Below are 20469 nucleotides of genomic sequence, written 5' to 3' on the forward strand. Positions count from 1 at the left end.
GAATATTCACCAAGCGTCGCCTTTGAGGGTCGTTAGGTCGGCTTCGAGAAGCTCGAGGTTCTCGGCAGCTGAACCGCTGCCTGACAGGGTATTGTGCACTGCAGTCCAGAACTTCGAGGACACCTCGTTGTACTTTACCTTGGCCGTCGCCGAAGGGCGTGGCACCGCGTCCTGGAAAATGGGCTTCCAGTTCGGCATGAAGGGCTGCGCGGCAGCAACATCCTTGTCGTCATAAATATCCGTCAGCGTCGGCAAATTGGAGAGTTCGATGGCACGTGCCTTTTGAACGTCCTTCGACGCCAGGAATTTTACGAGCGCGATGGCTGCGTCCTGCTTTTCGGAATGTTTCGAAACTGCCAGGTTCCAGCCGCCAAGTGTCGAAGACGGCTTATCGCCGACGGCTGCAACCGGTAGCGTCATCACGTCGAACTTGCCCTTCACCGAGCTGTCGGCACCGTTTCCGAGAGAATAGGCGTAAGGCCAGTTGCGCATGAAGACGGCGTTGCCGGTCTGCCAGACGCCGCGCGATTCTTCTTCCTGATATGCGAGCACCCCTGGCGGTGAGATCGTGCCGATCCAGCCCTTGGCCCGTTCAAGCGCGGCTGCCGCCTTCTCGTTGTTGATCGAGATCGTCCCGTCCGGCTCGACGATCTGGCCGCCGCCCGACGATTTCACCCATTCCAGTCCGTTGCAGGTAAGCCCTTCGTAGGAATTGCCCTGGAAGACGTAGCCCCAGAGGTCCTTCTGTCCGGCCTGGCGTTCCTTATCCTGAATCTCTTTGGCGGTTGCTGCCATCTCGTCCCAGGTCTTCGGCGGCTGTTTTCCATATTTCTCCAGCAGGTCCTTTCGGTAAAACAGCGCCGGAGCATCGGTGAACAACGGCAGCGCCACAAGCCGGCCATTGACAGTCTGAGACGCGATGATCGACGGGAAGAACTGGCCGACCACGTCCTTGGCCGCCTCTTTCAGATCGACGAACTGGTCGGCAAGCTGCGGTGCCCAGATGACATCGGTCTGATAGACATCGACGTCCTTGTTTCCAGCAGCAAGCCACAGGCGATATTGAGAAAACTGCTCGCTGCTCGATGACGGCATGGTCACGAGCTTGACCTGATTGCCGGTATCTTTCTCGAAAATAGCCAGCTGCTTGTTCAAGAATTCGACGTTTTTTCCCGTGGTGTTGGCGGCAAAGGAAATTTCGGCAGCGCGGATCGGGCCGGCAGCCGCGATGGCGATTCCGAGCGCGGACAAGCCCAAAGCAAATTTTTTCATGATCTCCTCCCAGAAATTGAAATCGATTTGGCCAAGAGAACATTGCAGAAGGCTTTAACGGCGTCAAGTCGCCAAATGAACGCTATTAAGTTGCGTCTATCGGCATATACCATACAGTTTACAATTTTTGAGGGAATTCTGACTTATCCGCGAGGCATCCTGAGTCGACGAAATTGAAATCGATTTCAACCCGGCCGAATTAGGCAACTTGCCCGTTGCGCATCGCCAACGCATCGTCCATTGATTGCCGGGACAAAGAAGACATCCGATGAAACTTCGCGAATTTGCAAAGCAGCTAGGACTTTCTCCGACGACGGTCAGCCGTGCGCTCAGCGGCTACCCAGAGGTGAGCGAAGCCACGCGTGCCCGGGTTGCAAGCGAAGCAATGCGCCTTGGCTACCGCCCCGATATCAATGCCGTGCGGCTAAAGACGGGGAGAGCCGGAGCGATAGGCGTCATGATGGCGCGGTCGGGAGAAATCCATTTTGCCGAATTCATGTCGGGGATGGCACAGCGCCTGGAAACGGCCGATACCGATATTCTGATCACGCCTATTACCGCACACAATGATGAGGACGAGATGCAGGCCTACCGACGCTTGGTCGAAAGCCGCCGGGTGGATGCGGTGATCATTCATTCGCCTCGCCCGAGGGATCCGCGGATCGGAGTGCTGAACAGCTTAGGCCTGCCTTTCCTGGTTCACGGCCGGTCGGAGTCCGAGCACGTTCACGCGTGGCTCGATATCGACAATGAAAATGCCGTGCGTCGGTCCACCGAACATCTGCTCGATCTCGGGCATCGGCGCATTGCCATGATCAATGGTCTGCGGGGCAAGACGTATTCGATCCATCGCGAGCAGGGTTTTCGGGTCGCGCACCAGGAACGTGGGCTCGTCGCCGATCCCAACCTGATGGTCTGCGATAAATTCTCCGACGAGAGCGGCTTTCGACATGCCCGCTCTTTTCTGGAGAGGGCGAATGCGCCGACCGCCATCGTTGCCGGTTCCACGATGACAGCGCTTGGTGTTTACCGTGCCGTCCGTTCGCTTGGGATGACGGTAGGGCAGGATGTTTCCGTCATCGCCCATGACGACGTCTTCCCATATCTAACGGCCGAAAGCATGGTGCCGTCGCTCTCGACAACACGATCGTCCATGCGTGCCGCGGGCACGCGATGCGCTGAGCTAACGCTACAGCTTATCGCTGGACGTGCCGTGGATGAGGTCCACGAATTGTGGCCAGTCGAACTGATCCTGAGGGAAAGTACCGCCCCGCCGCCCTGACGGAGAGCAACCTCTCGATGGTGCGTTTACCGACGCACGCAGGATCGGCCTGCTTTTCTAAAGCTGATCGATCGCAGGAACCTTGCCGCTCAGAAACGCCAGAGCCGCTGCGCCGACCAGGCCCGAGTTCTGATCCAACGCCGCCAGCATTACCCTGACATCCTTGAATGCCGGCATTGCCCATTGCGTGATGTAGGCTTGAATGCCGGGTTGCAGCCGGTCGAACTCGTGGGAAAGCCCGCCTCCCATAACGATGATATCGGGACTGAAGATATGGATCAGGCTGGTGAAGCCGCGACCGAGAATTTCCGCTTCTTCGTCAATCAGTTGATTTGCGAGACGATCGCCATCTCTTGCGGCTGCGAAAACGCTGCGGCTGTCGATGGTGCCGCCGTCGCTGCCGATCGTCGTCCCGCTGGATTCCATCACCCGCATTTGGGCGCGGCGCGCAAAAGCCGTTCCGGATCCGTAGGCCTCGAAACAACCCCTGTTGCCGCAGGGGCAAAGCTCTCCATTCGGCACGACCGACATGTGCCCGACATGGGCTGCCATGCCCTTGCGGCCGCGCACGACGCGACCATCCGACACAACGCCACCGCCAATGCCAGTGCTCACCGTGACATAGACCAGATTGTCGAGCCCTTTGCCGGCTCCGAACTGCCACTCGCCGATGGCAGCGGCAATCGCATCATTCTCGAGGTCGACCGGAAACGGAAACCGCTTCTGCAACTCCGCCTTCAGTGGAAAATCGACAAAGCCTGAGAGCGTCGGGATATTCGAGGCGACGCCCGCGACCGTATCGAGCGGGCCCGGAGCGGATACGCCGACGCCCACCACCGAGGCGGGGTTCGATGCTGCAAGCAGTCCATCGGTCAGGCCGCAAATTTGGGCGAGCACGCGGTCGGGGCCCGCCAGCGCATCGGTCGGTTCGGCTGCACGCGCCAGGATCCTGCCGTGCTCGTCGACGAGGGCAGCGCGCACCTGCGTCCCACCGAGGTCGATTCCAATGGCAATCTGCTGCATGTGAAGACCATAAGTTAGAGTGCGCGCACCCATGCCATCCGCTCGTCGAGCGATGACGCATTGAAAGCCAGGGAACCGAGGACGACCGTTTCCGCACCCGACTGGCGCAGAAGAGGCACGGTGTGCTCGCGAATACCGCCGTCGGCCGCCAGCACGATCCTGTGCGCCGCACCGCAGCCGCCGATGATTTGCTTTGCCTGCTGAAGCCGCGCGCCGGCCTTCCCGTCGAGACCCTGGCCCTTCACGCCGATCGCCGTGCCGAGCAGCGTCACAAAGCGCAGCCGGGAAGCGTATTTCTCGATCCGCTCGACTGGGGTATCGACCTTGAGCACCATGCCGGCGGCCACACCGCGGCGATCGAGAAGATCGAGAGCCTGGTCGGCGACGCTTTCGTTTTCGACATGAAGACTGATCAGGTCGCTGCCCGCATCGGCGAACTGCTCGATCTGCGACAGGAGGATGCTGTCGGCGACCATCAGGTGAACATGGATCGGGCGCGCGGACACTTTGCGCACACCGGCAACAAGATCAGGGAAAAACAACATTGCCGGTGCGAAGTGGCCATCGGCGACATCGATGTGGAGGACGTCGACGTGAGGATCGACGCGTGCCAGATCGTCCGCCAGACGCACGAGATCGGCCGACCAGACGGAGAATTCGGCAATCAGGCGATCCTTCGGAAGATCCGCGATCCAGGTCTTGGAGGGGGGTGTCATTGTTTCAGAGCTCCTTCAGAAAATTGCCCATGGCAAGCCGGAAGTCGGCGACGTATTGCGGACGGCTCTCGGTCTTCGATGTGATCTGTACGAAACGCGCGCCGGCAATCTGCTCGGCAAGAGCATGCGCGTAGGCGAAAGGATGAATGCTGTCGCGATCATGGCCGATAACCAGCGTCGGCACGGTGAGATTGCCGACCTCCTCGTCGGTCACATCGGGACCATCATTGGAAATCCTGGTGAGCAGTTCGGCGGTCACATCCAAAGGAGAGCGGGAGAAAAAGCCGGCGAGCGAGGCCAGATTGTCCGGCGCCTCGGCGGCGAGCCGCACGCCAACCGGCCCGGCAAGGAAGGCGGTCTTTGCCTCATCCGGCGGCAGAGTTTTCAAAAGATGCCCGACTTCGGCGTTGGGTGCCATATTCTCCGGCGCGGATGCCGTCAGCCAAGCCGGCTTTGCGATGATCAGAGCCTTGACAAGATCTGGTCGCTTGACCGCGAGACGTAAAGCGATCGCCGCGCCCATCGAGATGCCGCCGATCACGATCGGCGGCATAAGGTTTTTTTCGATATAGGCGGCGATATCATCGCAGAAGGTCGCGATCGACAGCTGCTCCAGTTTGCCGGCTTGAGAATGGCCGTGCCCGCGCGCTTCGATCGTGACCCGGCGAAAACCTGCGTCGAGCGGAAAGACCTCATCGGTCTGCGCCGCGTCGCCGCATAGGCCGTGCTGGAAGATTATGGACGCGCCCTCGCCCGCCACATCCACATTGAGAATGGCCCCGTCGCTGGTTTCGAACGGTTGCGCCCGTCTCATCTGCCAGCCCCCGCAGAATTACCGTCGAGGCTATTCTTCAGGAAGGTTGCCACACCGGGCGCCTCCGAAGCCGAAAGGCCATGCGTGACGAGACTGCCCTTGAAGCCGATCGCCTCGAGACGGCCGAGATAATGCGCGTAGTCGAGGACGCCCTTGCCGGCGGTCGCGAAACTGCCGTCCGGATTGCGATCTTTCGCATGCGCCATGACGATCCGATCGGCCAGAAGCTCGATGGCGTAAGAGACAATGCTCCGCTGCTCATCCAACGTCGCGACCTCGAAGAGATTGGCCGGATCAAGCACGATCTTGAGGCGGGGGCTCTTCAGTGCCGCGATCAGCCGATAGGCTTTCTCGGCAGAGTTGACGACATTGGCAAGCTCGGGCTCGATGCCGAGATCAACCTCGTAGCGTTCGGCGATCTCAATGGCCGCGCCCATGGCGTCGAGGAGATCCCGCCAGGCCTCCGGCGTGTCGTTGTCGGCATGCGCCTTCCACTGATCGATGGGGTCGCGTGTGCCGGTGCAGAGCGTGATCAGAGCCGTCGACATGCCGGCGCAGCGCTCGGCCAGCGTTGCCAGTCTGCGAAGGCCGGCCTCGCGCACGGCGGGGTCCGGATGGATCATGTTGAAGGTGCCGGAAACGGCAACGATCTCGACGCCGCTCTCGCGCGCCGCTTCGGCAACTGAGCGGGCCTGGGCTTCGGTAATCGTCTCCGGCATCGGCGGAAGGCCTGAGCAAGCCATATTGTATTGTGCGCAGGTGAACCCGGCTGCGGCGGCCGCATTGAGAACGGTCAAGGGTTCCGTTCCCTCGAAGGTCTTTGCAAAGATGCCGAGCTTCATCACACGCCACCCGTGACGTCGGCCAGCGCAACCGCCTTGCCGCTTTCGACGGAGCGCGCAACCGCGACCATGGCCTGGACGGATGCCAGGCCATCATCGATGTCGGCGCCTTCCATCACTGCGCCATCCAGAATAGTGCGGGCGAAGCCTTCGACCTGACGGCGGTAGAAATGGCCGTCAGCACCGAGAACGCGATGGGTGGCTCCATCCGCTTCCCGGAAAATGTCCACCTCGCTGGTCTTGTAGTACCATGGGTTATAGGTCTTGCCCAAAATGCTGCCGTTCTTGCCGTAGATCTGAAAGCCTTCGTGCCAGTCCATGCGCACCTGGACGGTGAGATCGAGATGGCCGAGCGTGCCTGAGGCAAATTCCACGTCCACGAACCAGCACCAGATACCGGCTCGCTCTGACAGACGAGCGTTGACGGAAACGATGTCGCCGGCGAAATACCGTGCCGTGTCGATCAGATGGCAACCGTGCGCAAGCATATAGTAGCGCCGCAGGTCGGCCTTCGGATTGGTGGAGGGTTTCTTCGCATTGGCGCTGGCGACGATCAGAGGCTGGACCGCATCGGTCATCGGATAGCGGTGCGTGCTGTCGCAATACCATGCTTTGAGAGCGACCATCTCGCCCATTTCATCGCGGATGAAGGATTTGGCAGCTTGGAGCCCTGCGTCGAAACGCTTCATGTGCCCGACCTGAAACACCTTTCCAGACTTGTCGACTGCGGCCTTCAGTTCAAGGCATTCCTCGATGGTGACGCCGACCGGTTTTTCGCAAAGGACATGTTTGCCCGCCTGAAGGGCGCGAAGAGAAGCCGGGACATGAAAGGCATCGGCCGTCGCGATGACCACGGCATCGAGGTCGGGATCGGCCAGCATCTTATCGTAGTCGCCATAGGTTTTTTCCGCCCCGTGGGTGATGGCCATACGTTCGCGGAGATCCTCGGCAACGTCGCAAATTGCATAGAGGTCGGCATTGACTGCCTTGGTGCAGCTCTCGAAATGCGCGGCCTGGGCAATCTGGCCCGCTCCCAATACGCCGATGCGGAGACGTCGTTCCTGTTTTGCTGGCATCGATAAGCCCTTTGGATCGGATATTGAAGATGAATGCTGGTTTCGGCGTCGGATGGAATGCTTTCAAGACATCGAACGTCGCCGACCTCTTCTGGCCGGACCGCCACCGGCGTGTCGGCTCTCCCTCGTCACTTCACAGCGCCATATGTGTTTGAGGATTGAAAAAGTGGAGTTTCGCCGGGTCGATGGCTAGATCGATCGATTGGCCTGTCTCGACCGCGCTGACCGCTTCGAACCGCGCGACGGCGTTGGCGGCCCCGCTCAGGTCCTCGACGGCATCGGGATCGCCCGAGTCGATCCGGACCGCGTCGATCTTCAAATGCACGATCAACTCGGAGCCGAGCTCCTCGATCGACTTCACGACAACCGGGATCGTCGGATGGGAGGCTCCGGACGGCAACCGGCTGTCGTAGAGGTCCTCCGGCCTGACCCCAAAGATCACGTCCTTACCCTCGAAAGCGGATAGACCGGGAGCACGCTCGAAGGCGCCGTCGGACAAGGGAATGGAGAAGCCCGACAGATGGATGCGCCCGCTCGCCATACGCCCTTCGAAAAGGTTCATCGACGGCGAACCGATAAAGCCCGCGACAAACGCATTGACCGGGCGGTGATACAGAGCCTTGGGCGTATCCACCTGCTGAAGCACGCCGCCCTTCAGCACCGCGACTCGATCGCCCATGGTCAGCGCTTCGGTCTGGTCGTGCGTCACATAGATCGTCGTTACGCCCAGCTGTCTCTGCAGGCTTGCGATCTCTGCCCGCATCTGAACACGCAGCTTCGCATCGAGGTTCGAGAGCGGTTCGTCCATGAGGAACGCCGCGGGCTCGCGGACCATGGCGCGGCCCATCGCAACACGCTGGCGCTGGCCGCCGGAGAGCTGCGCGGGCTTGTTGCCCAGCAAGGGCTCCAGCTGCAGGATCTTGGCGATCTCATGGACACGTTTGGTGCGTTCGGCCTTGTTCTTTCCGGCCAGCTTCATCGAAAAAGCGATGTTGTCGAAAACGGTCATGTGCGGATAAAGCGCGTAGCTTTGAAAGACCATGGCAATGTCCCGGTCCTTGGGCGCGAGATCCACGACGTCCTGACCGCCGATGCTCAAGGTTCCGCTGCTGATTTCCTCGAGCCCGGCAATCATGCGCAGAGCGGTCGATTTTCCGCATCCGGACGGCCCGACCAGAATCAGAAACTCGCCATCATGGATCGTCAGGCTCAGATCCTTGATCGCATGGTAGCTGTTTCCATAGGTCTTGCAGATTTTGTCGAGTACAACCACAGCCACGTCTCGTCCTCCCGTACCAGTCCGGATCACATCTTCCAACGGCGCTCCCCGCCGTCTCCGATCCTTTCGACAAGAAAGCTCAGGCCTGAGCTTCAAAGTCAACTAAAGAATCCACGACAATCCGCTGAGGATCACAAGACATTCTTTATATCCTTTTGAAAAACATAGGTCTTTTAAAGGGAACTGATATTATATTGCGGGATTATATTTTTTACCGCGCGTAACTTTTGTGACCCGGCATTACAGCTGTCGAGAGATCGCTCAATGCGATAAATGACACGTCACCCACGAGGCTTTGCTCAGTCGGCCGACCGGCGCCGACATCCGTCGCCGTGCCTCATTTTTGGTATCCCGACATCGGGAGCGGCGCAGGCGCATTCTCCGCCGCCATCCATGCCATGCACGTCTGGTGATCCGGCAGGCCTCTGCGCCCTCCCCGAGCGGTCACGGAAATGGCGGCCGCCGCCGTGGCATAGGCAGTGCACTCAAGCGGGCTCTTACCCCTAGCGAGGGCAAGAGCATAAGCACCGTGAAAACAATCCCCGGCGCCGGTCGTGTCGACCGCCTGAACCTGATAGGCCGGCAAGTGCCACCGGGTGATATCGCCCCTCTGGCGCAGGTGAGTCCCTCTTTCGCCGTCAGTCAGGACAACCGCGGATCGATCCCCGGACCAGAGCTTGTCCAGGATCATCGTTGGATCATCCTCGCCGGTGTACTCCTGCGCAAAGGCGAGCGGCAGCACCAGATGATCGGCAAAAGCGAGGATGCGGTCGGTCGCGGCACCGACCGTCCATTCGATATCGGCTATCACGGCAAGGCCCAAAGCGCGTGCGCGCGCCACGGCACTTTCGGAGTGCGTGGCATAGCCATCGATCAGCAGTACCGGCGCCTGCATCAAAACGTCGTCGGGCAGCGCCTCCGACGTGCCGTGCAGCACATCGTCGTCGTAAGCGATGAACCGGTCGCCGTCGGGACCGACCGTAATCACAGAGCGGATCGGCGCTGCATCCGCGTGGCGGGGAGCCAGCGATATGTCGACACCGTCCCGCTCGAGCTCGCTGCCCGCCACGTCGGCCGCCCGCTCATCGCCGAGCCAGCCGATGAAGCCGGCCCGCCCGCCGAGCCGGGCGACGGCAACAAGGGCCGTCGCCACGTTGCCGCCATGGTCCGTGGCGCGCTTCGTCACCTTCCCCTTGCCGGCCGTCAGCCCCCGATCGACATAGATAATGTCATCGATTGCCAGGGCGCCGAAGCCCAGAACCTGGAAAGGGCGCGACACGTCTCAAGCACCGGCCGCCGCCAGCGCATCCTCCGGCGTCATCCCCTTATGAATGACGAACTTGAAGGCGCGTGCGGCCATGGTCGTATCGCCGTGACCCCAGAGGTTGCGACCGACGACCGCGCCTTTGGCCCCAGCGCGCAGTGCTTCCGACGTCTGGACGAGCGCGCCGAGCAGCGTATCGGTCTTCGGGCCGCCGGCGATCACGACCGGAATCGGGCAAGTCGCAACGGTCTCGCGGAAGGACTCGAAATCGCCGGTGTAGCCGACCTTGATAACGTCGACGCCGGCCTCGAAGCCGATGCGCACGGCGTAAGCGATTTCATCCGGGGTGAACACGATCTTGCCGCCGTCGGAGAAATCGCGGGGATAGACGTGGGCAACGACCGGCATCTCGAAGCGGGCAGCGGCGTTGACCGTATCGGTGAGCCAGCGGATATACTCTCCTTCGGTGGCGCCGCGCACGGGAATGGCGACAGCCAGAGCGTCCGCACCATAACGCACCGCGTCCTCCGGGGTCGCAATGAGCTGGCGAATACGGTCGTCGGCGGTGAAGCAACCGCCCTGAATGACCAGCGCTGCCTTTCCGGCATATTCCGACCAGAGGTGGCGCGCCGCGCCAGGCTGGATGCTGATGTAGTCTGGGCCTCCAGCCATGACGCGTCTCAGCGCACCCGGCAGGTCGGCAAGCCCGCCCTCACGCACATTGCCATAACCGACAAAATGATCGACGGCGCCTCCGAACAGATGACCCGAGGGGTTCGAGAACAGGCGTGCGAGGCGGATTTTAGTTCCGAGACCCATGGCGATACTTCCTTTGTGATTGCCGGCTTTGTGATTGCAGGCTTTGTGATTGCAGGCTTGCGATTGCCGGCACCGATGCTGGAAAAACCCTAACTCGAAAACAAACAAACATTCAATATTTCGATTTCTTTCGTTTTTACATGAATGATGAATTTTTGACGTGCATTCTTGTCCTCGAACGGCTATTTCTGCAGCAAGAGCTGTGGAATGAGATGGCGAACTTTCGTTTTTCACAAGTCGCATTGTTGCAAATAACGGCGGTCGGGATCACATATGCTTGCAGAGCAGAGGCGGCAGCAGATCATGCTGGAACTTCAACGGGTCGGCCAGGCACGCACCCGCCAGCTTGCGGAATTCTTCGACGTCTCGGAAGTGACGATCCGCTCCGACCTTGAAATCATGGACGCCAAGAAGCAGCTGATCAAAACACATGGCGGGGCAATCGCCCTGCCGTCCGACTCGCCGGCAGCGGCCTTCGAGGAACGCATGCAGCGCAATTTCGATGCGAAGCGACGCATCGCCCAGATGGCTGCGCGACAGATCATCGATAACCAGTCGATTGTCTTCGACAGCGGTTCGACGCTGCTGCAGGTGGCCATGCAGATGCCACCGGTCAGCAACGTCGTGGTTGCGACAACGGCGATGAACATCGCCCAGCATCTGATGTACCGTCCAGGGCTCGACGTGCACATGATCGGCGGCCGCGTATTTCCCAGCACCGTGAGCACGATCGTACAGGATTCCGACAAGGCGGTCGGCGGCCTCGTCGCCCACCAGGCTTTTGTCGGCGCCCACGCGATCGATCAGGCCTTCGATGTCGTCGATGTCTCCGAGGACGTAGCGCGGACCAAGCGTAACCTGGTTCGCATGGCCCGGCGTGTCGTCCTCGTGGCGGATTCGAGCAAATTTGACATCGGCGCCTCCTCCAAAGCCTTCTCGCTGTCGCGCGTGGACCTGATCATAACGGACAGCAACATGCCGCACGGCATCCGCCACCGATTAGACAAGCTGGGCGTCGAGGTTCGCTACGCGTGACCCGCAGTCCACCTCTCCAATTTACAAGAGAGACACGAGAGGCTTTGGTGTCGACGGATAGCTTTGGCCGACGCCACGGAATACGAGATGGGCTAAAACCCGAGATGTCGAAGCGTCTCGCGGTTCGCGCGAACGGCGGCTGCAGGATCGGTTCCGGCATGGTCCGATTCTTCTTCCACGATGATCCAGCCGATAAACTTCGGCGCATCCCGAACGGCCAAAATCACGGCAGGCACGTCGCAGACACCTTCGCCGAGCATCGCCCAGGTGCCACCGGCGTCAACATCCTTCAGATGCACGTAGCGGATCCGGTCCCGGTGGGCCGCCAGCGTATCGCCGATCTGCTGGCCCCCACGCAGGATATGGCCGGTATCCGGCACCCAACCCACTTGCGGATCCAAGAGAGCAAACAGCTGATCATAGTCGTCCCGCGTGAAGAGCAGCGTATTGTGGTGCGAAGAAGGATGGACAGCTACCGTGACGCCAGTCGACTGTCCGATCTCGGTCGCACGATTGTAGCACTCGGCCGCGATGGAGAATTTCTCATCGCGCGGACCATCCGAGACGACCGTCGCCGACCCCATCGAGACCATCGCACCGGGAAAGTTCGCCGCGAAATCGACCCACCGACGCGCCGTGTCGAGATCGGAGGCAATCTTTTCCGCCACCGTGAAGCCGCTGGCGGAGCCGAAGGCAAAAGAAACCAGCGCCAAACCGGCATCCGTCAGGGTGCGGGCAAAGTCGGCAGGCTTGAGCGCGTAGTGACCGATCATCGTGTCGGTGATTTCGATGCCGGCATATCCACCGTCGGCGACGGCGCGCACCAGATCGTCCGGACCGCCGCCCCAACCGGTACCCAGCATCTCCCAGGTGAATGTCTGGCAGCCGATCTGCAGCTCAGCATTTTTCATATCGCGGTCCTGACCTATTCGTTGATGACAGCCGATACCGGAGCTGGCGGCTTCCCCGCGCGCGCAATCCTCAGGGGCTTCGCCGGCCTTGCCAAACCTCTTCCGCCTGGAGAGGCGGCCGAAGGCGGAACGGCGGCTTCTTCAGCGGGGATTGCGACACCAGCGTCTTGCCATTACGTAAGGTCAAATGTTACCGTGCGTCAATATATTTTATTCCTTGCGATTAAAATGTAACGCCCCCTCAACCCTTCGCACCCGCAACGGCAAATTCAGGTTCTTAGATGACACAGACCAATGGTATGAAACTCAGGATCGGCGTTGTGGGATGCGGCAACATTTCGCTCGCCTATATGCGCAACGCGCCGCTGTTTCGCGGCGTCGAAATCATCGCCTGTGCAGACCTCAACGCAGACGCCGCCAAGCGCCGCGCAGCGGAGTTCGATCTGCGTGCGGCCGACGTCGACAGCCTCATCGACGACAGGAACATCGACCTCATCCTCAACCTGACGATCCCGGCTGCGCATTTTGACGTTTCGATGCGGGCACTGTCGGCGGGCAAGCATGTCTTCACGGAGAAGCCGCTCGGCGTCACGGCCGCCGAAGGACGCCGGTTGGTGGATGCCGCCGCCGTAAAGGGCTTCATGCTCGGCTCGGCGCCAGACACGTTCCTCGGCGCGGCCGGACGCCATGCCCGGCGGCAGATGGAAGCCGACGCCATCGGCAAGCCGGTGACCGGGACAGCCTTCATGATGGGGCGCGGCATGGAGCACTGGCATCCGGATCCCAGCTTCTATTACCAGGCCGGCGCAGGCCCGCTGATGGATATGGGCCCCTATTATCTGACGATGATGGTCAATCTGATGGGGCCGATCCGCCGTGTGCAGGCCGTCGCCACAAGCGGGCAGGAAGAGCGGCTCATCACGGCGGAGGGACCGAAGCAGGGCACCACGTTCAAGGTCGGCACGCCGACCAGCGTGCTGTCGCTGCTGGAATTCGGGTGCGGTGCGACAGTCACCTTCGGCACCTCCTGGGACGTCTTCCGCCACTCCAACCATCCCATCGAGCTCCACGGAACCGAAGGCTCGCTGCGCCTGCCCGACCCCGACAATTTCGGCGGCTCCGTCGCGCTCTCCGGCCGCGGCGCGCCCTGGCGGGAAACGGATACATCAGGCGAGCTCTTCGGTGCCGTCAACTGGCCGATCACAGCGCCGGATCGTGCCAACTATCGCATGCTTGGTCTTGCGGATCTCGCACGCGCAATCATCGAAGGCCGTAAGCCGCGCGCTTCGGGCGATCTGGCACTGCATGTGCTCGAAGTCATGGAAGCGATCCTGCGTGCCGGCGAAACCGGTGCCCCGCAGACCATTTCGGGTACCGTCGCGCAGCCGAGGGAATTGCGGGAAGACGAAGCGAGGAGTTTGCTGGCATGACACAATTGGATGAATCCGCCAAACGCGCGCTTGCATGGCCGGGCGATCCGGAAACGCCGGTCGAGAGTTGCACGCCGGCGCTGGCGCGGCAGCAATATCTGGATAGTTTCGCAGCCATTCAACGGCCGCTCGAAGACGTGGTGGAGATCCTGGAAAGGCATGCAGGCGCAATCAGGTTGAAGATATGGCGCGGCCGCGCTGCACCGCGCCAGGGCGCGCCGGCCTTGCTTTATCTCCATGGCGGCGGCTTTGTGATCGGCGCGCCGGAAACCCATGAGGATATCTGCCGGACGCTTGCCAATATGGCAGGCGCCGTCGTGGTTTCGCCCGACTATCGCCTGGCCCCGGAGCATCCCTTTCCTGCTCCCATCAACGACTGCGCCGCAACACTCGTCTGGATGACGGAGCAGGCTGATGCGCTCGGCATCGATCCCTTGCGGGTCGTCGTCGCCGGCGATAGCGCCGGCGGCAATCTGGCCGCCGTCGTCGCCCTGCTGGCGCGGGACGGACAGGTGCCGCCTGTCATCGGACAGGTGCTGATCTATCCGGTGACCAACCAGTTGCAGACAACCGACAGCTACTCACGTTACGAAGAGGGTTTCGGCCTGACGGCAGCCGCGATGAAATGGTTCCGAGACCACTACCTGCCGGACGCCGCGAGCCGGTCGGACTGGCGAGCCTCGCCACTTAACGTAGCGTCGCTGGCGGGCGTGGCGCCGGCCTTGGTGATCCTTGCCGGATACGACGTGTTGTTCGACGAAGGGGCCGCTTATGCCGAGCGGCTCAGCGCCGAGGCGAAGGCAACGACCCGGATCTGGCCCGGACAGATCCATGGCTTCGTATCGAAGAGACGGGCCATTCCGGAGGGGCAAGAGGCCCTCGAAGCCATCGCAACGGGATGGCGCGCTATGGACACCGCGCTTGCCCGTTAACGCGGAAACCCGTGCCGGCCTCAAGCCGACTCGCGCATAACCAGCGTTGCCTCGAGGATCACCTTGTTCGTCGCAGGGGTGGTTCCATCATCCTCGCTCTCGATATGCGCCAGCAAAAGCTCCACGGACTTCGCGGCGATCTCCGGCGCGTTCTGGGCCATCGTCGTCAGCGACGGACAGGTATATCGGCTCAGCGGGTGGTCGTCGTGTCCGGCGATGCGCACGTCGCAAGCGTCGTTCCGGCCGATTTTCAGTCCCGACGCGAATGCGGCTGCCATCGCGCCGAAAGCAAAGCGGTCGTTGGCGCATATCAGCGTTTTGCCCGGAAGACCGCCATTGGCAAGAATTCTCTGCATCTGCTCGTATCCGAGACGCTCGAATTCCCAGGAAGGCGGCGCGTCGCAATCGATGACCAGCGGAGTATGTCCTTCCCTCGCCATGGTCGCGCGGTAGCCCGCCTGCCGTTCGCCGGCATTTTCGGTCAAATGCGGAATCTCCAGGAATATCGGGGGCTCACCGGACCGGCAGAGATATTGCACAATGGCTGCCATGCTTTGCGCGTTATCGTTTCCGACATAGGGAAGGTCAGCGCCGGCAGGGTTGTCGAAGCAGACGACGGGGATTGCGCCGCTTAGTCTTTCCAGCGCGGAACGGCGTGAACCGGCTCCGAGCGGCGCCACGATCGCGCCTGCAACCTTCAGCGACAGCAAGGTCCGCACGGCCTCCGCCTCCAGCTCCGGCCGCGTATGCGAAGAGATCTGGACGGGCCAGAATCCCTTTTCGCGCAACTCCAGCTCGATCAGCGACACGACCTGCACATAAAAGGGATCCGACATGGTCGGGACCAGAATCCCGATATTCCTGGTCCGCTTGCGATTGAGATGTCGGGCGAAAAGGTTCGGCTCGAAATGAGACTTCTTGAGAGCCGCCTCGATACGCTTGCGGGTCACCTCCTTGATCTGCGAGGGGTCATCGAAATATTTCGACAAGGTCGGACGCGATACGCCGGCGGCAGTCGCGAAGTCGTCCATCGATTTATAATTCTTCTTGGCCATTCAATTCCTTACTGGCGGGACGACGACAACTGATCGGGAACGATTTCACTCAACGGCCGATCCTCTGATGCGCCAAATCATGCATTCGGCAGTTTGTACAGGATGCCCCTCGTATCCTGAATCGTCGAAGTCACCGCGTAAGCCGGCGTGATCCGTCATTTTTGGTGGGGGCCCTGCCCTCCCTTTCGAAAATCGAAATAATCCCTTCACTGCGACTTGCGCCGTCTGCGCCGCGTGGTTGCAAAGGTGCTTGTTTCAGCGCCCCAAATTCGAAAATTTGCAGTGAAGAAGCCGGGTGCCACGCTTTTCATTTTGTTGGGTAAACTTTCATTTGTTTACGAAAGTAAAGAAAAAATGCATCACAAGCAATACAAATGCTGCAGAAAAACATTGATGATGTCAATCGATTTTATGATTTTTTATCAATGATTTACCGCACCACGCACCGTGAATGCTGGCCTCCCATCTTTTCCTGATCGCAGTTCTTCATTGACAGATAGGGGCTTCAGGGAACCTACTTTGCCTACGATCTTGAGGAGGATCGATTAACTGACAATCTTTGGGAGGCACAAATGAATATCAGAAAATTCGGCGTGACGATGCGGGCTGCCGTGGCGGTATGGGCGCTCTGCGCCACATCGGCGTTTGCCGACACCACCATCGAGTTCATTCAATGGTGGGAACCCGAAATGCCGTCGGGCGCTCTGCGCGGCATCATGAACGATTTCGAAGCCAAAAACCCAGGCATCAAGGTGACGCTGGTCAGCGGTCCCTATGCCACAACGCGTGACCAGATCGTCGTCGGCGCAGCCTCCGGAACGCTGAGCGACGTCGTGGGCCTGGATGGTGCGTGGGTAAACGGGCTCTCCAAGCAGGGCGCAATCGCCTCCATGGACGAACTGATGGACAAGGCGAAATACGACAAGAGCCAGATCACCGACATCGTCAAGATCGATGGCAAGAGCGTGATGTTTCCGCTGGCATCCTTCGTCTACCCCGTCTTCGTCAACCTGGATATCGCCAAGGCCGCCGGCGTCGACAAGCTGCCGGCCACGCGCACGGAATTTGCCGAAGCCGCGAAGAAAATGACCGACGCCTCGAAGAACCAGTACGGCTGGGTCCTGCCGCTATCGCTGCAGTCTCCGAGCGGAATCCAGAACGACGTCATGTCCTGGGTCTGGGCCTCCGGCGCCTCGATGCTGAAGGACGGCAAGCCTGACCTCGAAAATGAAGCCGTGGTCGGCACGCTCGACTATATCGCTTCCCTCAACAAGGAAGGCGTTATTTCTCCCGGCATTTTTGCCAAGAAGGAACAGGACAAGGTCGAGGAATTCGTCAATGGCCGCGTCGGCATGATGGTGGATTCCCTCGCCCATGTGAACCTCATCCGCGAACGCAATCCGAAGCTCAATTTCGGCATCTCCGCCTTGCCGGCCATTGACGGCTACACCGGCAAGCGCGGCATGCCCTACGCATCCTGGGGTATCGGCATCAGCGAGGGCAGCCAGCACAAGGAAGAAGCCTGGAAGCTCGTCGAATACCTGATGAGCCCTGACGTCAATGGCCGTCTCGTCTCGATTGCCAATGCCTTCCCCGGCAACGTCCATGCCAAGCCGGACTTCGTGGCCTCGGACCCGATCTTCGCGGAAGCCTTCAAAATCTTCCAGAGCGGTTATCCTGCGAACGAGTTCGTCGGCCTTCCGGTTGCCGAAGAGCTGATGCGCGACATGAACGTCGAAGTTCAGAAGATGTTCGACGGCGGGCAGTCAGCCAAGGAGGCAGCTGCCAATACCGAGAAGGCTTGGCTGGCGAAGTTCTAAGCACGTCGCTTTCACGGATCACCGGCAGCGCAACCAGGCGCTGCCGGTGCAAGTCGTCAAATTTCGACAGAATAGAAAGTCACAGCTCATGAATCATTCGGCTACGGCTCTGGTCGCTGCGCAAGCCAAAGCGCGAAGAAAAAGATGGCTTCGTTATAGCACCTTGAGGAAGCTGGTGCCGTATTTCTACGTTTCGCCGGCGACCCTGCTGCTTGTCCTGCTGATGCTGTTTCCCATGGTGATGGTCTTCAAATATTCACTGATGGACGGCGCCATCATGAAAAAGGACGCTGCCTTCGCGGGCCTCCAGAATTATATGACCATCTTCGAGAATCCGGTCTTCTGGCAGTCGGTCGTGCAGACGCTTTATTTCACGATCATGAGCGTCATCTTCCACTTCATCATCGGCCTGGCCTTCGCGCTGCTGTTGAACACCAACCGCGTCGATCCGCTCATTCGCAGCATCCTGCGCGTGCTCTTCATCCTGCCCTGGCTGTTCACGGCCGTCATCATCGCCATCATCTGGCGCCTGCTGCTCGACCCGAACGGCGTCGTCAACAGCGTGCTGATGGCGCTCCATATCATCAACTTCAAGGTCGAGTGGTTCTCCTCGACGCGCACGGCCATCCACGCTTTGACCTTCGCAAACATCTGGGCAGGCTATCCGCTCTACATGGTCAGCCTGCTCGCCGGCCTCCAGGGCATTTCGAAGGAGCTTTACGAGGCAGCCGGCATCGATGGCGCGAACGAAATCCAAAAGTTCTGGTACATCACCATTCCGCAGCTGATGCCGATCATCATCAGCATCGCGCTCCTCGATTTCATCTGGACGATGCAGGTTTTTCCACTCGTATGGATGACGACGGGCGGCGGCCCGATCTATTCGACGGAAGTGCTCTCCACCTTCACCTACAAGCTCGCCTTCTCCCAGTACGAATTCTCGCTGGCTTCGGCGAGCGCGATGATCATTCTCATCATCTCGATGAGCGTCACCTACTTCTACATCAAACACCAGCAGCGCAGGTGATCCATGGCAAAGCGTTCCTTCAAGAGCTCGGTATTGCCGACCATCCTGACCTATCTCGGCCTGGCGATCGGCCTGGTCTTTTCGGCCTTTCCGATCGTGTGGATGTTTTTCAGTTCGCTGAAATCGAATACCGAAATCTTCGCCCTTCCGCCACGGCTGCTGCCGGATGATTTTACGGTGGCCGCCTATCTGACGATCTTCAACGATCCAGTGAAAGTGCGGTTCTTCATCAACAGTTATTTCGTCGCCGGCGTCGTCACCGCCCTGACCCTGGTTGTCGCGATCGTGACCGCCTACGGCTTCAGCCGCTATTCATTCCGGTTCAAGAACACCTTGAACATCTTCATCATCAGCACCCAGACCGTTCCGCCAATCACCCTTCTCATCCCCTATTTCGGAATGGTGGTCGCCTTCAGGATCTTCGATACCTATCTGGCGCTGATCCTCACCTACATGGTCTTCACTCTGCCTTACGCCGTCCTGCTGATGACAGGCTATCTCAACACCTTGCCGAAAGAGTTGGATGAGGCCGTCCTTGTCGACGGCGGCTCAAGCTGGACGGCGCTCTGGCGCGTCATCGTTCCCGTTTCGATCCCCGGGATCGTCGCCACCGCGGTCTACACCTTCCTGCTGGCCTGGAACGAATTCCTCTTCGCGCTGACGCTGACAAAATCGATGGACCTCAGAACCGTGCCGATCGGCATCCAGCTTCTGATGGGCCAGCACGCTTTCGAATGGAACGAAATGATGGCGATGAGCGTGCTCGGTTCCCTTCCCCTTCTGGTCCTTTACCTGGTTGCTCAGCGCTACTTCCTGGCAGGCATGACCGCCGGCTCGGTCAAAAGCTGATGGAGCGCTGATCGCGTTTCGAAACTCATAGCGAGAGCAGAGTGCTGCGGCAAACGCCGACGTCCCAATCCCGCAGGGCACCGCCGACCTCGGCCCTGGTTGGCGCGCCGGTACGACCGCCGAACACCTTGCATTTGAGCGCCGCTGCGATGGATGACACGCGCATCGTCTCGTCGATCGGCAAGCCTTCTGCGACGGCCAGCGCGAAAGCGCCATGAAAAATATCGCCGGCTGCGAGCGTATCGATCGCCCTCACCTTCGGAGCGGCAAGATGGACGATTTCGCCGGTTCGGTCATCGAACCAGAAAGAGCCGTTTTCGCCAGCCGTGACGCTGATGAAGGCATGCTCGAACTTTCGTTTCAGAAGGCCGACGACGTTCAGCAGCTCGGCCGTTCCGGCAAGCCGCTCGGCCGCCGGCTGCGAGAAGACGATGTGGCTCGCCGCCGGTGCAAGCATCTCGATTACGCCCTCGCCTGCGACGTCGCCATCGAGAATGGCCGGCCTGTCCGCCTCTCGGGCCGCCAACAGCGTCCGCAATGCGAGCTTCGGCCACCGGACGTCGACCAGCACCGCATCGAAAGAAGAAACGTCCTCTCTTGTGACCGGCTTGAGCGTCTCGTACAGGCCCGCATCGTAGAAAGGCACAATCAGGCGCTCGCCCTGATCATCGACGAGAATGGTCGAGACGGCCGAGCGGGCGCCGTCCACGCGCAGCATGCCGCTCGTGTCTATGCCGCTCTCGCTGAGGTCGGCAATGATGCGTTCGCCGGTGGCATCGTTACCGACAGCGCCCCAGAGGCTGGCGTTGCCGCCCAGCCGGACGACCGCAAAGGCGGCGCTCGACGCCATGCCCTCGGCGATCTGCAGCATGTCGTAGGGCAGTATTTTGCCCTGGCCGGTGGGCAGCGAGCGCACCCGAAACAGGGTATCCATAACCGCCGCGCCGACACACAAAACGCGGCGCGCCGGATCGGGAGGCGGTTCGAAGGCAGAAGAAGTCGTCAAAACCGTTGTCTCACCCG

Annotated in this window: 19 protein-coding genes; 7 read left to right on the plus strand and 12 right to left on the minus strand. The window is 60.3% G+C overall.

Annotation, left to right across the window (positions count from 1 at the left end; genetic code table 11):
• Window positions 1-6: 6 nt before the first annotated feature.
• Entirely contained in the window at window positions 7-1272 is a 1266-nt protein-coding gene (locus BA011_RS27020) for an ABC transporter substrate-binding protein (protein ID WP_065283047.1), read from the minus strand.
• Between the two features lie 268 nt (window positions 1273-1540).
• On the opposite strand from BA011_RS27020, the gene BA011_RS27025 reads away from it, so the two are divergent.
• Window positions 1541-2554, plus strand: coding sequence for a substrate-binding domain-containing protein (locus BA011_RS27025; RefSeq protein ID WP_065283048.1), 1014 nt, complete (start codon window positions 1541-1543; stop codon window positions 2552-2554).
• A 57-nt stretch (window positions 2555-2611) separates the two neighbouring features.
• Here the strand turns inward: BA011_RS27025 and BA011_RS27030 are convergent, their stop codons facing one another.
• The 8 genes from BA011_RS27030 to BA011_RS27065 all read right to left on the minus strand — a co-directional run bounded on the left by BA011_RS27030 (window position 2612) and on the right by BA011_RS27065 (window position 10387).
• Window positions 2612-3577 carry an ROK family protein gene (locus BA011_RS27030; protein ID WP_065283049.1) on the minus strand — a complete coding sequence of 322 codons (966 nt, stop codon included), beginning with the start codon at window positions 3575-3577 and terminating at the stop codon, window positions 2612-2614.
• Window positions 3578-3591: 14 nt separating this feature from the next.
• Window positions 3592-4293 (minus strand): ribulose-phosphate 3-epimerase, encoded by a 702-nt coding sequence (locus BA011_RS27035; RefSeq protein ID WP_065283050.1) that lies wholly within the window; start codon window positions 4291-4293, stop codon window positions 3592-3594.
• A 4-nt stretch (window positions 4294-4297) separates the two neighbouring features.
• Window positions 4298-5107: an alpha/beta fold hydrolase gene (locus tag BA011_RS27040; protein ID WP_065283051.1), complete on the minus strand. Its 810-nt coding sequence runs from the start codon at window positions 5105-5107 to the stop codon at window positions 4298-4300.
• Complete coding sequence (locus tag BA011_RS27045; protein WP_065283052.1) at window positions 5104-5949, minus strand: sugar phosphate isomerase/epimerase family protein; 846 nt, start codon at window positions 5947-5949, stop codon at window positions 5104-5106. The genes BA011_RS27040 and BA011_RS27045 overlap by 4 nt, the downstream gene beginning before the upstream one ends.
• Window positions 5949-7025: a Gfo/Idh/MocA family protein gene (locus BA011_RS27050; RefSeq protein ID WP_065283053.1), complete on the minus strand. Its 1077-nt coding sequence runs from the start codon at window positions 7023-7025 to the stop codon at window positions 5949-5951. The genes BA011_RS27045 and BA011_RS27050 overlap by 1 nt, the downstream gene beginning before the upstream one ends.
• Before the next feature lie 133 nt (window positions 7026-7158).
• Window positions 7159-8304 carry an ABC transporter ATP-binding protein gene (locus BA011_RS27055; RefSeq protein WP_065283054.1) on the minus strand — a complete coding sequence of 382 codons (1146 nt, stop codon included), beginning with the start codon at window positions 8302-8304 and terminating at the stop codon, window positions 7159-7161.
• Window positions 8305-8641: 337 nt separating this feature from the next.
• Window positions 8642-9583, minus strand: coding sequence for a PfkB family carbohydrate kinase (locus BA011_RS27060; protein WP_065283055.1), 942 nt, complete (start codon window positions 9581-9583; stop codon window positions 8642-8644).
• Between the two features lie 3 nt (window positions 9584-9586).
• Window positions 9587-10387, minus strand: coding sequence for a class I fructose-bisphosphate aldolase (locus BA011_RS27065; RefSeq protein WP_003562561.1), 801 nt, complete (start codon window positions 10385-10387; stop codon window positions 9587-9589).
• A 273-nt stretch (window positions 10388-10660) separates the two neighbouring features.
• Between BA011_RS27065 and BA011_RS27070 the strand changes: the two genes are divergently transcribed.
• On the plus strand, window positions 10661-11422 hold the full coding sequence (locus BA011_RS27070; RefSeq protein ID WP_065283056.1) for a DeoR/GlpR family DNA-binding transcription regulator: 762 nt from the start codon (window positions 10661-10663) through the stop codon (window positions 11420-11422).
• Window positions 11423-11514: 92 nt separating this feature from the next.
• Here BA011_RS27070 and BA011_RS27075 read toward each other — a convergent pair whose 3' ends face one another.
• Window positions 11515-12333: a sugar phosphate isomerase/epimerase family protein gene (locus BA011_RS27075; protein ID WP_065283057.1), complete on the minus strand. Its 819-nt coding sequence runs from the start codon at window positions 12331-12333 to the stop codon at window positions 11515-11517.
• A gap of 281 nt (window positions 12334-12614) precedes the next feature.
• Here BA011_RS27075 and BA011_RS27080 point away from each other — a divergent pair, with 281 nt between their 5' ends.
• Both BA011_RS27080 and BA011_RS27085 read left to right on the plus strand, forming a co-directional pair.
• The gene (locus BA011_RS27080) at window positions 12615-13763 is read left to right on the plus strand and encodes a Gfo/Idh/MocA family protein (protein WP_065283058.1); all 1149 of its coding nucleotides are present in this window, start codon (window positions 12615-12617) and stop codon (window positions 13761-13763) included.
• Complete coding sequence (locus tag BA011_RS27085; protein ID WP_065283059.1) at window positions 13760-14695, plus strand: alpha/beta hydrolase; 936 nt, start codon at window positions 13760-13762, stop codon at window positions 14693-14695. The genes BA011_RS27080 and BA011_RS27085 overlap by 4 nt, the downstream gene beginning before the upstream one ends.
• A gap of 20 nt (window positions 14696-14715) precedes the next feature.
• Here the strand turns inward: BA011_RS27085 and BA011_RS27090 are convergent, their stop codons facing one another.
• On the minus strand, window positions 14716-15750 hold the full coding sequence (locus BA011_RS27090) for a LacI family DNA-binding transcriptional regulator (protein WP_065283060.1): 1035 nt from the start codon (window positions 15748-15750) through the stop codon (window positions 14716-14718).
• 572 nt (window positions 15751-16322) lie between these two features.
• Between BA011_RS27090 and BA011_RS27095 the strand changes: the two genes are divergently transcribed.
• The 3 genes from BA011_RS27095 (at window position 16323) to BA011_RS27105 (ending at window position 19446) form a co-directional block, all read left to right on the plus strand.
• Window positions 16323-17570 carry an ABC transporter substrate-binding protein gene (locus tag BA011_RS27095; RefSeq protein ID WP_065283061.1) on the plus strand — a complete coding sequence of 416 codons (1248 nt, stop codon included), beginning with the start codon at window positions 16323-16325 and terminating at the stop codon, window positions 17568-17570.
• An 88-nt stretch (window positions 17571-17658) separates the two neighbouring features.
• Window positions 17659-18597, plus strand: coding sequence for a carbohydrate ABC transporter permease (locus tag BA011_RS27100; protein WP_065283062.1), 939 nt, complete (start codon window positions 17659-17661; stop codon window positions 18595-18597).
• Between the two features lie 3 nt (window positions 18598-18600).
• The gene (locus BA011_RS27105; protein ID WP_065283063.1) at window positions 18601-19446 is read left to right on the plus strand and encodes a carbohydrate ABC transporter permease; all 846 of its coding nucleotides are present in this window, start codon (window positions 18601-18603) and stop codon (window positions 19444-19446) included.
• Window positions 19447-19471: 25 nt separating this feature from the next.
• Here BA011_RS27105 and BA011_RS27110 read toward each other — a convergent pair whose 3' ends face one another.
• Complete coding sequence (locus tag BA011_RS27110) at window positions 19472-20452, minus strand: sugar kinase (RefSeq protein WP_065283064.1); 981 nt, start codon at window positions 20450-20452, stop codon at window positions 19472-19474.
• Between the last annotated feature and the right edge of the window lie 17 nt (window positions 20453-20469).

The sequence above is a fragment of the Rhizobium leguminosarum genome, from assembly GCF_001679785.1.
In the GTDB taxonomy this organism is placed as follows: Bacteria; Pseudomonadota; Alphaproteobacteria; order Rhizobiales; family Rhizobiaceae; genus Rhizobium; species Rhizobium leguminosarum_R.

Excerpts from the sequence above, each read along its gene's own strand:
- BA011_RS27020 (WP_065283047.1), bottom strand. The coding sequence starts at position 1,272 with ATGAAAAAATTTGCTTTGGGCTTGTCCGCGCTCGGAATCGCCATCGCG.
- BA011_RS27025 (WP_065283048.1), top strand. The coding sequence starts at position 1,541 with ATGAAACTTCGCGAATTTGCAAAGCAGCTAGGACTTTCTCCGACGACG.
- BA011_RS27030 (WP_065283049.1), bottom strand. The coding sequence starts at position 3,577 with ATGCAGCAGATTGCCATTGGAATCGACCTCGGTGGGACGCAGGTGCGC.
- BA011_RS27035 (WP_065283050.1), bottom strand. The coding sequence starts at position 4,293 with ATGACACCCCCCTCCAAGACCTGGATCGCGGATCTTCCGAAGGATCGC.
- BA011_RS27040 (WP_065283051.1), bottom strand. The coding sequence starts at position 5,107 with ATGAGACGGGCGCAACCGTTCGAAACCAGCGACGGGGCCATTCTCAAT.
- BA011_RS27045 (WP_065283052.1), bottom strand. The coding sequence starts at position 5,949 with ATGAAGCTCGGCATCTTTGCAAAGACCTTCGAGGGAACGGAACCCTTG.
- BA011_RS27050 (WP_065283053.1), bottom strand. The coding sequence starts at position 7,025 with ATGCCAGCAAAACAGGAACGACGTCTCCGCATCGGCGTATTGGGAGCG.
- BA011_RS27065 (WP_003562561.1), bottom strand. The coding sequence starts at position 10,387 with ATGGGTCTCGGAACTAAAATCCGCCTCGCACGCCTGTTCTCGAACCCC.
- BA011_RS27070 (WP_065283056.1), top strand. The coding sequence starts at position 10,661 with ATGCTTGCAGAGCAGAGGCGGCAGCAGATCATGCTGGAACTTCAACGG.
- BA011_RS27075 (WP_065283057.1), bottom strand. The coding sequence starts at position 12,333 with ATGAAAAATGCTGAGCTGCAGATCGGCTGCCAGACATTCACCTGGGAG.
- BA011_RS27080 (WP_065283058.1), top strand. The coding sequence starts at position 12,615 with ATGACACAGACCAATGGTATGAAACTCAGGATCGGCGTTGTGGGATGC.
- BA011_RS27085 (WP_065283059.1), top strand. The coding sequence starts at position 13,760 with ATGACACAATTGGATGAATCCGCCAAACGCGCGCTTGCATGGCCGGGC.
- BA011_RS27090 (WP_065283060.1), bottom strand. The coding sequence starts at position 15,750 with ATGGCCAAGAAGAATTATAAATCGATGGACGACTTCGCGACTGCCGCC.
- BA011_RS27095 (WP_065283061.1), top strand. The coding sequence starts at position 16,323 with ATGAATATCAGAAAATTCGGCGTGACGATGCGGGCTGCCGTGGCGGTA.
- BA011_RS27100 (WP_065283062.1), top strand. The coding sequence starts at position 17,659 with ATGAATCATTCGGCTACGGCTCTGGTCGCTGCGCAAGCCAAAGCGCGA.
- BA011_RS27105 (WP_065283063.1), top strand. The coding sequence starts at position 18,601 with ATGGCAAAGCGTTCCTTCAAGAGCTCGGTATTGCCGACCATCCTGACC.